This window comes from Aestuariivirga sp., assembly GCF_044239095.1.
Lineage (GTDB): Bacteria > Pseudomonadota > Alphaproteobacteria > Rhizobiales > Aestuariivirgaceae > Aestuariivirga.
The window spans coordinates 1-9,398 of record NZ_JBIICB010000165.1 but is presented as its reverse complement, the minus strand read 5'-3'; the positions used below and the strand labels follow the sequence as shown (position 1 = coordinate 9,398).

Here is a 9,398-nt window from a genome sequence, read left to right as displayed (position 1 = left end):
CTTTTGACGCTTCACGAACGGCTTTACATACTGCGGCGCGATCAACTTCACCTCATGACCAGTTTTGACCAGTTCGCGTGCCCAGTAATGAGCGCTGCCGCATGCCTCAAACACTACAACGCTGGCAATTTGTTCCGCCATGAAGTGTCTGAATTGATCTCGGCTCAGCTTCTTTCGAAACTTCACATGCCCTTCCATCGTGGCGCCGTGGAGCTGGAACACACGCTTAGCCAAATCCACTCCGATCATCATGCTATTCATATCGCTTTCCTTTCTACTGCGTGGCTGAACGAGCGCTTTCTTCGCACACTGCAATGCCGTTTGGGGAGGGCGGCAACCACCCCATCTACCGTGGTCTAGTTTTCCACCGCCGTTCCCACCAATTGACGGAGGCATATGAACGCGCCATGAATATGTATATACTTGTCAGGACCCGTTTCTGGAGGTGATCACCCGATGACTGAAGTGCCTTCAGAGTGGCTGTCACGCCAGTTCGGGTGTCAGGGCACACGCGTCATGGTTACCGGTGCAAGTCGCGGCATAGGCCAGGCATTGGCTCTGGCTTTCGCACAGGCGGGGGCTAACCTTGTGGTTGCTGCGCGCCGGATCGAAGCGCTGGACAAAACCTCAGACCTGATAAGACGGGAGGGCCGTCAGGTTGAGAGGATCGCCTTCGACCAGTCCAACGCCGGCGAGATTCGGGCTGTTTTGTCCGGCGTCTCGCCGGTGGGCGTTCTGGTCAACAACGCCGGTGTCGAGGATGTCCGGCCTGCGATCGAGGTCGATGAGGCGCTCTGGGACAAGATCGTCGATACCAATCTCAAGGGCGCCTTCTTCGTGGCCCAGGCAGTTGCCTCCGGAATGGCTGCGTCAGGCGGCGGATCGATCATCAACCTCGCCTCGCTTACCTCCTTCGTCGGCGTGCCCACGGCTGCGCCATATGGTGCATCGAAATCCGGCATTCTCGGCATGACACGCGCGCTGGCCGCAGAGTGGGGGTCTCGGTCCATCCGCGTCAATGCCATCGCGCCAGGATATTTCCGTACCGGAATGACGGAGGTGTTCTACGCCAACCACGCCTGGGTGGAGCGCATGACGGCGGCAGTTCCGCTCGGGCGGCTGGGCGTACTCGATGACCTTGCAGGCGCTGCGGTGTTCCTTGCCGCTCCGGCCTCGCGCTACATCACGGGCCAGTGCGTGGTGATCGACGGTGGCTATCTGGCAGCGATCTAGTATGAATTATCTATGTGTAAGCGAAGGAGATGCTTTTGTGAATGAATGTGGAGCTGTAGTCAGTTCTGCCCACAGGCCTGGATCGGCGGTTCTCCGGGAGGGACATTGAAGGAAGCCATGCTTGAGGAGACCCAGTCGAGCGCCGCTGCGGTGGGGGCGCCAGCGCATGCGCCCCCCGCCGTGCGCGTGCGCGAGGTGTCGATGGATTTCGGGACCGGCAGCAAGGCGGTGGACCGGGCCTCATTCGACCTCAGCCTTGGCAGGTTCCTGACAATTCTGGGTCCATCAGGCTCTGGAAAGACCACGCTTCTCAGGATGATCGCAGGCTTCCAGCGTCCCACCTCCGGCCATATCCTTATCGGCGGAAAGCCGGTTGACGCGGTGCCGCCGGACCGCCGCTCCATCGGTATGGTTTTCCAGAAACTTGCCCTCTTCCCGCACATGACGGCAGCGGAGAACATTGCTTTCCCTCTGAAGATGAGGCGCTTCGATCCGGCCTTCATTCCCACCCGTGTCCGCCGCTTCCTTGAACTGGTCCGGCTCGATGGTTACGGTAACCGACGCATCCATGAATTGTCTGGTGGCCAGCAGCAGCGGATTGCAATCGCCCGCGCCCTGGTGTTCGAGCCAGCACTGCTTCTTCTCGATGAGCCGCTGGCAGCGCTTGACCGCAAGCTGCGCGAGGAGATGCAGCTCGAGTTCCGGCGGATCCAGAAGGAGCTTGGCGTCACCACCATCAACGTGACCCATGATCAGCGCGAGGCGCTCGTCGTCTCGGATGAGATCATCATAATGGATGGCGGCTTCATCCACCAGCATGCAAGCCCCGCGCTCATGTACCGTTCGCCCGCCGATGAGTTCGTCGCGCGCTTCATCGGTGTCTCGAGCCTGATCGAGGGGACGGCAACGGTTGGCGGGCTGATGCTGGCTGGCGTGACGCTGGCGGGCTCGCTATCGGGGAGCCTTCAACCTGGCATGGCGGCCCGCGGAGTGGTGCGCGCCGAACAGGTCAGGATTGCCCGCCCGGAGGTGTCGCTTGCGGGCTGCGAGACCGTTCTTCTCGGAACCATAGCCGATGTGATCTTCGAGGGTGAGCGCCTGCTCTATGTGGTTGAGGTGCCTGCGCTTTCACAAAACATATTAGTCTATCACCACGACCCTGAGAGCGCAGCCGTTTTTGCCACCGATGCGCCTGTCAGTCTTGGCTGGCGCGCCCGTGACATGATCGTCTTTGAAGCAAGGCCCTGAGAGTAACGATAATCAACCAAGCAAGGAGGAACTAACATGACACATACGATCGGCAGGATGTCCCGCAGGCATCTCCTGGCGGGAAGCAGTGCGGCACTGATTATGGCTGGTGCGGGCTCGCGCGCTAAGGCAAGCGAACCCGAAAAGCCCGCCGAGATTATCGTGCGTGCCTGGGGCGGGTCTTGGGTGGATTCACTGAAAGCTGGCGTTTCGGATCCCTTCACGAAGCTCACCGGCATCGGGGTGCGCCATGACCTAACGGAGGACAACGAGATCAGGCCGAAGGTCTGGGCTGCGGTGGATCAGGGCCGCGTGCCGCCCATCCACATCAACTGGGATACGACGACCAATGCCACCAAGTCAGCACTCCGCGGCATCACGGTCGATCTGTCCGATCTTCCCAACCTCAAGAACGCCATGGAAACCGCCAAGCCCGTGGGCCTCGACGGCTTTCCCATCGTCAACACGTACGGCTATGTCTATGTGCTGGCCTACCGTCCGGAGGCATTCCCCAACGGCGCGCCCAAGTCGTGGAAGGAACTGCTTGACCCGCGGCTTAAGGGCCGCGTCGCCTTCTACAATGACGGCATCGGCATGCATTTCCCCGCCCAGGTGGCGGGCGGTGGCAAGCTCGAGGACATTCCCAGCAACATGGCGCCCGCATGGGAGTTCATCAAGCAGCTAAAGACGCAGAGCCCGCTGCTGGGAGAGGACCCGGACTTCACCACCTGGTTCCAGAAGGGCGAGATCGATGCGGCCTGCACCATCTCCACTAACGCGCGCGAGGCTAAGAAGAATGGCATCAACGTTGCCTGGACCGTGCCGGAGGAAGGTTGCAAGTACGACACCGACGGCTTCTGGATCCCGAAGGGTCTGCCGGCGAACGAAGAGTACTGGGCAAAGCAGTACATCAACCTCGCGCTGTCGGTTGAATCTCAGCAGATCTGGCTTGATGGTCTCGGCCTTCCTGGCGTAATCCCCGGCGTGAAGCCGCCCGCCGGTCTGATGGGTGACCCGTCCTATCCGACCACGCCGGAGGACTTCAAGCATCTGATCCGCATTCCCGGCAAGGTGCAGGTGGAAAACGAAAGCGAGTGGTTCGCCACCTTCAAGTCCATCATGCAGGGCTAAGCACAGTCATGGCGGGGCAGGGCGCTTTGCCTTGCCCCGCCGCCTTTCGCTCGAACGGACACCCGGATACATCATGCCGCCCAGCATCAAGGCCCGATACCCGCTCACCTGGCGCGTGATGGACGCGCTTGAATGGCTGGCAGACCGGTTGTGGCCGCGCTCCATGTCCCGCCATACGGGCTGGCTGCTGATCGCGCCATCCCTCATAATTGTGGGTTCGCTGGTCGTCGGCATGATCGAAATCGCGGATACGTCGCTCCGCACGCTCGATACCGCAACCTTCCGCATGTCGGAGAGCTACAGCCTTGCCAACTATCAAAAGCTGGCGACGTCCGATGTGTATCTCACCGTCGCCTGGCGGTCCCTCCTCGGTGCCGTGCTGACGACGGCGCTCACCCTCATCCTCGCATTCCCCTATGCCTATATCATGGTGCGTACCCGCAGTGCAGCGGCCCGAAAGGCGCTTCTGATCTGCCTGTTCCTGCCATTCTTCATCGGCCAGGTTGTGCGCGCCTATGGCTGGCTGATCATTCTCGGCAATGACGGGATCATCAACCAGGCTACGGGGCTCATCGGGCTGGATCCACATCGCTTCCTGTTCAATTTTCCAGCTGTCGTCTTCGGGCTCGTGCAATACATGCTGCCCTTCGCCGTTCTGATGCTGGCGCCGGCACTGACGGCCATCCCGGAAGAGGTGGAGACCGCCGCGAAGTCGCTGGGCGCCAGCTGGCCGAGGACCATGAGGCACGTTGTGCTGCCCATGGCGCGTCCCGGCCTTATTGGCGCTGGCCTCGTGGTGCTCACCCTGTCACTCACCGATTTTGCCATGCCCGCCATGCTGGGCGGTGGTTCGCAGGACTTCATCGCCAACGCGATCTACGATCAGTTCTTCCGCACCTCGGATGCGGGGCTCGGTGCCGCGCTCACCTTACTGCTGGTCATGGGGGGCACCTTCCTCGTCGGCGTGGTCCTGTCGGTTTTCGGCGCCGGAACGCTAGCCGCCGGGAGGCGGGCATGATCAGCGCCTCCCAGCGCTTCTGGTTCTGGGCCATCGTCTGGGTGTCGGTCGTCACCCTCTCGGCTCCGACGGTGGTGGTGCTTGGCGCGTCCTTCACGGCGGGCAACATCATCGCCTTTCCGCCGGAGGGCCTGTCGCTTCGCTGGTATGAGAAGATTGCGCTGGCGCGGGACCTGCAACAGGCCTTCCTGCGCTCGCTCATCGTCTCCTCCATCTGCATGCTGATTGCGGTGCCGGCGGGTACGCTTGCCGGAATTGCGCTGGCGAGATACCAGCTGCGCTGCTTCAATGGCGTACAGATGTATCTGCTGCTGCCCTTCACCATCCCGCTCATCGGGTCCGGCATCGGCCTGATGATGATGTTCGGACGCCTTGGTGCCCTCGGCTCGCTCTGGCCTGTCGGATTTGCCTGCGCCGTCATCAACCTGCCCTTCATCATCTGGTCGGTCTCCGCGAGTGCGGCCCAGCTCGACCCCGATCTCGAGCATGCGGCCGCCAATTGCGGTGCGGGGCGCGTACAGACATTTCTCTATGTGACCTTACCCGCGGTGATGCCCGGCGTGATCACGGGTTCTCTGCTGATGTTCATCCTCGCGATGAACGAGTTCCTGGTGAGCCTGCTGCTGGTCGATGCACGCACCGTCACCTTGCCCGTGCAGATCTATAACTCCATTCGCTCCATCATCACGCCGGATCTTGCTGCTGTCTCAGTTGTCTTCATCGTCATGGCAGCTCTTGCCATCGCATTCCTAGACAGGCTGGTCGGTCTTGAGATCTTCCTGAAGTCTAAGTGATGTTGAACACTCCGCTGCCAACCGAAGGGAATGCCCGATGACCAAGGTCAACGTCCAGAAGCTGAAGGACCTCTCTGCTGCCCAGCGTTCCGCCCTGACGGCGCGGTCGGAGGCTGACCTCGCCGGCTATCTGGTGAAGACACAGCCCATCATCGACGCGGTGAGGCAGGAGGGCGATGCGGCTCTCGTCCGCCTTGGGCGCGAGCTGGACAAGGCCACATCGCTGACGGCGGCCACGCTCAAGGTCTCAGAAGCCGAGTTCGAGGAGGCCTTCAAGCTCGTTGACGCGGAACTCAGCGACGCGATCCGCTATGCCATCGACAACATCCGCAGCTTCCATGAGGAGCAGCTTCCAGAGCCGATGTGGCTGAAGGAAATCAGGCCCGGCGCCTTCGCGGGAGACCGATATCTTCCCATCAACTCGGTGGCACTCTATGTGCCGCGCGGCAAGGGCTCCTTTCCCTCCGTCACCATGATGACGTCAGTGCCGGGGGTGGTTGCGGGCGTTCCCAATCTTGCGATCTTCACGCCACCGGGGCCGGACGGAAAGGTTGATGCGGCCACGCTGGTCGCCGCGCGCATCGCAGGTGTCAACACGATCTACAAGGTGGGCGGAGCCCAGGCCGTTGCAGCAGCGGCCTTTGGCACTGAGACCATCCGCAAGGCCCAGAAGATCCTGGGACCGGGAAGTCCCTGGGTCGTGGCCGCAAAGCGCTTGCTCGCCGGTGTCATTGACCCGGGCCTGCCTGCGGGCCCGTCCGAAGCGATCATCCTTGCCGATGACACGGTGCATGGTGGGCTTGCGGCGCTTGACTTGCTGATCGAGGCCGAACATGGGTCGGACAGCTCCGCCTGGCTGGTGACCGATTCGCCGCGCGTGGTGGAGGAGTCGCTTGCCGCCCTGCCGGAGCACTGGAATAAGATGACGGAACAGCGTGTGCAGTTCTCGCGCGCTGTGCTCACCGGAAAATCAGGCGGCATCATCCTGGCGCAGTCCATGGCGGATGCCTGCGCTTTCGTAAATGAGTATGCGCCCGAACACCTCGAGATCCTGTCCACCCGGCCTTTCGAATATCTGGGCGATATCACGGAAGCCGCCGAGGTGCTGCTCGGCACGCATACGCCGGTGTCGATCGGAAACTTCGGCCTCGGGCCAAACGCCGTGCTCCCCACCTCGAAGGGCGCCAACACCCACGGGCCCTTGTCGGTGAGCGATTTCATCCGGCGCAGTTCAGTCGGCTATGTCACCGCCAAGGCCTATCCGCAGATGGCGTCGGTGGCCCACAGGCTCGGAACCTATGAAGGCTTCTCTTCGCATGTGAATGCCGTGAGCGAGCTTCGTGACCGCTACCTGAAAGGCTGATCGGCGATGAAGGGCATTCTGAACGTCGATGACTTCCAGAGAGCGGCGCGCCGGCGGCTTCCCCGCATCTTCGCCGATTACATCGAAGGCGGCGCTTTCTCCGAAACCACACTTGCCCGCAACCGGGCCGACCTTGAAGCGTTGCGGCTTCGCCAGCGGGTTCTGCGTCCGGTGGGTGAGCCGGACTTGAGCGTCACGCTTCGTGGCCAAAAGCTGTCGCTCCCCTTCGGCCCGGGCCCCGTCGGCTTCATGGGGCTTTATCGCCACCATGGTGAGATCGCGGTGGCCCGCGCGGCGATGAAGGCCGGTGTTCCGTCCGTGCTCTCCAGCTTCTCGATTTCCGGTCTTCACACCGTCGCCGCCGTGACCGCTTCAGTGCCTGATTTCCAGCTCTATCTCGACCGCGATCCGGAGGTGAATTCGGAGCGTCTGGAGACTGCGCGCAAGGTCGGCGTCCGCCGGATCTTCTTCACCGTTGATACAGCCGTCACCTCGGTGCGCGAGCGGGATGTGCGCAACGGCTTCCGTGCGCTCGACCGGGTGACGCCTGCATTACTGTGGCAGTTTGCCCAGCGTCCGGCCTGGTCACTCGACGTGCTGCGTAGTGGCTTTCCGCAGGTTGAACTTGCCGCGGGCCGCCCGGAATATGGCCGCGGCGCACTTGCCCAGGCGAGGAACCTCTCATCCCGGCTCGAGAAGAACCTCACATGGAGCATGCTGAGCAACCTTCGCAGTCAGTGGCAGGGCGAGCTGATCGTGAAGGGACTGATGGACGCCGATGACATGCGCCAAGCGCGGGACAGCGGAGCAGACGGCATCGTGGTGTCGAACCATGGCGGCCGTCAGCTTGATCATGGTTGTTCCACCATCAGCAAGGTGAAGGCAGCGCGCCAGGCCATCGGCCCTGAACTCTCGCTCTACGTGGATGGTGGGTTCCGCAGGGGAACGGACATCATCAAGGCAATTGCACTCGGTGCGGACTTTGTGCTTCTCGGCCGCCCCTTCGCCTGGGCCGTCGCAAGCGGCGCAGAAGCAGCCGTGAACCATCTCTTCTCGTTCCTTGGGCAGGAGGTCGCCATAACCCTGCAGCTCATGGGTTTGCGTTCGATCAAGGAACTTTCATTGCTTGGCGAAGATGCATTCGAAGCGAGCTCATTATCCTAGGAGCAGCGGTTCTACCGGCCCGCGATGCCAGTCCGTTCAACATATCCCGCGGCGGGCAAGGCTGCCTCTTCTTCTTGGGAGATGTAATCGTTTCCATACTTCCAATACGTCACCGCCCAGCCCTGCGCGACCATCCATGCATTGAGGTTGGTCTCGCCCTTAAAGTAGACGGCGATCACGCGCCCGTATTGCCCTCGGCCGCCACGACCAGCCGGTCTGGATAGATCCGCAGGCTGACCGGACGGTTCGCAAAGGACGCCGGAACGCTGTAGTGTTGTTTTTCACGCAGAACTGAGCCGGGTTTTCCATCGAGAAGTGAGCCACCTCTGATTATGGATTTCGGCTCAGGCTGAGGTCAAGGCATGGTTTGTCTCCTTCTTTTTTCGGGCTGCGGTGTCTGAGCTTACCTTGAAGCGGAAGCTGTCGTTTCCGGTCTCGAGTATGTGGCAGCGGTGGGTCAGGCGGTCGAGCAAGGCGGTGGTCATTTTGGCATCGCCGAAGACTGTGGCCCATTCGCTGAAGCTGAGGTTAGTGGTGATGGCCACGCTTGTTTTCTCATAGAGCTTGCTCAGCAGATGGAACAGCAGGGCGCCGCCAGAAGCACTGAATGGCAGGTATCCCAGTTCGTCGAGGATCACGAGATCGAGCTTGGTCAGGTTTTCGGCAATCTGCCCGGTCTTGCCCTTGGCCTTTTCCTGCTCGAGGGCGTTGACCAGCTCGATCGTGGAGAAGAAGCGGACCTTTCGGCGATGATGTTCGATGGCCTGGATGCCAAGGGCGGTGGCGACATGGGTTTTGCCGGTGCCCGGCCCGCCGATCAGAACGACGTTATGCGCGTCATCCATGAACTCACAGCGATGCAGCGTCCGGACAGTGGCTTCGTTGATCTCGCTGGCGGCAAAGTCAAAGCCGGAGAGATCCTTGTAGGCGGGGAACCGCGCGGACTTCATGTGATAGGCGATCGACCGTACTTCCCGCTCGGCCAATTCGGCCTTCAAAAGCTGTGACAGGAACGGGATGGCGGCTTCAAAGGCCGGCGCACCTTGCTCGATGAGATCAGTGACGGCTTGCGCCATGCCATACATCTTCAGGCTGCGCAGCATGATGACAATGGCGCCGCTGGCAGGATCATGACGCATGGCGGCCTCCGGCGATCTTGCTACGCAGGCCGTCATAGCGTTGGACATTGGCCTTGGGTTCGCGGTTTAGGTTCAGTGCCTGCGGGGTATCCAGTGGCGGAACACCTGTATCCTTGCCGTCAACCAGACGGTGCAACAGGTTCAGCACATGGGTTTTCGCCGGCACGCCGTCTGCCAGTGCTGGGAACGGCGGTGGAAAACTAGACCACGGTAGCGGCGGGATTGGCCCGCTGCGGGCGGAGTAAAAGTCGCCCACTATCTATGTCCTTTCTGTGTGAGCAGGGAGGGCTCGGAGATCTACACCGTGG

The 9,398-nt window shown here is 61.4% G+C and carries 9 protein-coding genes and 2 pseudogenes; 7 read left to right on the top strand and 4 right to left on the bottom strand.

The genetic code is table 11. The features are described 5' to 3' along the window. Positions 1-261: pseudogene (locus ACILRA_RS14610) on the bottom strand (IS110 family transposase); the annotation flags it as partial. Positions 262-456: 195 nt separating this feature from the next. Between ACILRA_RS14610 and ACILRA_RS14605 the strand changes: the two are divergent. The 7 genes from ACILRA_RS14605 to ACILRA_RS14575 all read left to right on the top strand — a co-directional run bounded on the left by ACILRA_RS14605 (position 457) and on the right by ACILRA_RS14575 (position 7,951). After that, positions 457-1,233: an SDR family NAD(P)-dependent oxidoreductase gene (locus ACILRA_RS14605; protein ID WP_395662821.1), complete on the top strand. Its 777-nt coding sequence runs from the start codon at positions 457-459 to the stop codon at positions 1,231-1,233. Between the two features lie 117 nt (positions 1,234-1,350). Beyond that, positions 1,351-2,481 (top strand): ABC transporter ATP-binding protein, encoded by a 1,131-nt coding sequence (locus tag ACILRA_RS14600; RefSeq protein ID WP_395662820.1) that lies wholly within the window; start codon positions 1,351-1,353, stop codon positions 2,479-2,481. Positions 2,482-2,538: 57 nt separating this feature from the next. Continuing rightward, on the top strand, positions 2,539-3,612 hold the full coding sequence (locus ACILRA_RS14595; RefSeq protein ID WP_395662822.1) for a PotD/PotF family extracellular solute-binding protein: 1,074 nt from the start codon (positions 2,539-2,541) through the stop codon (positions 3,610-3,612). Between the two features lie 73 nt (positions 3,613-3,685). Beyond that, positions 3,686-4,630, top strand: a complete 945-nt coding sequence (locus ACILRA_RS14590) for an ABC transporter permease (RefSeq protein ID WP_395662819.1) — start codon at positions 3,686-3,688, stop codon at positions 4,628-4,630. After that, positions 4,627-5,424 (top strand): ABC transporter permease, encoded by a 798-nt coding sequence (locus tag ACILRA_RS14585; RefSeq protein WP_395662818.1) that lies wholly within the window; start codon positions 4,627-4,629, stop codon positions 5,422-5,424. The genes ACILRA_RS14590 and ACILRA_RS14585 overlap by 4 nt, the downstream gene beginning before the upstream one ends. A 37-nt stretch (positions 5,425-5,461) precedes the next feature. After that, positions 5,462-6,787, top strand: a complete 1,326-nt coding sequence (hisD, locus tag ACILRA_RS14580; RefSeq protein ID WP_395662817.1) for a histidinol dehydrogenase — start codon at positions 5,462-5,464, stop codon at positions 6,785-6,787. Between the two features lie 6 nt (positions 6,788-6,793). Next, entirely contained in the window at positions 6,794-7,951 is a 1,158-nt protein-coding gene (locus ACILRA_RS14575; protein WP_395662816.1) for an alpha-hydroxy acid oxidase, read from the top strand. 11 nt (positions 7,952-7,962) lie between these two features. Here the strand turns inward: ACILRA_RS14575 and ACILRA_RS14570 are convergent, their stop codons facing one another. The 3 genes and pseudogenes from ACILRA_RS14570 to ACILRA_RS14560 all read right to left on the bottom strand — a co-directional run. Then, positions 7,963-8,130: a hypothetical protein gene (locus ACILRA_RS14570; RefSeq protein WP_395662815.1), complete on the bottom strand. Its 168-nt coding sequence runs from the start codon at positions 8,128-8,130 to the stop codon at positions 7,963-7,965. Between the two features lie 165 nt (positions 8,131-8,295). Then, entirely contained in the window at positions 8,296-9,090 is a 795-nt protein-coding gene (istB, locus tag ACILRA_RS14565) for an IS21-like element helper ATPase IstB (RefSeq protein WP_395662814.1), read from the bottom strand. Beyond that, positions 9,080-9,271 (bottom strand): annotated as a pseudogene (locus ACILRA_RS14560) (IS21 family transposase); the annotation flags it as partial. The pseudogene ACILRA_RS14560 and the gene istB, both read right to left, overlap by 11 nt. Between the last annotated feature and the right edge of the window lie 127 nt (positions 9,272-9,398).